The organism is Psychrobacter sp. AOP5-GZ1-6, assembly GCF_052376345.1.
Classification (GTDB): domain Bacteria; phylum Pseudomonadota; class Gammaproteobacteria; order Pseudomonadales; family Moraxellaceae; genus Psychrobacter.
The window spans coordinates 1-235 of the sequence record NZ_JBQSVP010000409.1; the positions used below are offsets into that span (position 1 = coordinate 1).

1 protein-coding gene is annotated in these 235 nt (G+C 47.7%); it reads left to right on the forward strand.

The features are described from left to right. Positions 1–235 (forward strand): transposase (locus ACT3RN_RS16400; protein WP_444518916.1); only part of this gene is annotated, 235 nt, incomplete at both ends.

Genomic DNA, 235 nt, shown 5'->3' on the forward strand with positions numbered 1-235 from the left:
CAAAGCTCATCAGCATAGTACAGGCGCCGCCAGTCATCTTGATGAGGCCATTGGTAAAAGCGTTGCAGGTAATAGCAGCAAACTGCACTTAGTGGTCGATGCTTGTGGCAACCCTATACATGTTGAGCTGTCAGGTGGGCAAGTACATGACTCTAAGATGGCAAAGGCGTTGATATTTAGCACGATTAATAACCAGACTAAAGCGGTGATTGCAGACAGGGGCTACGATAGTAGC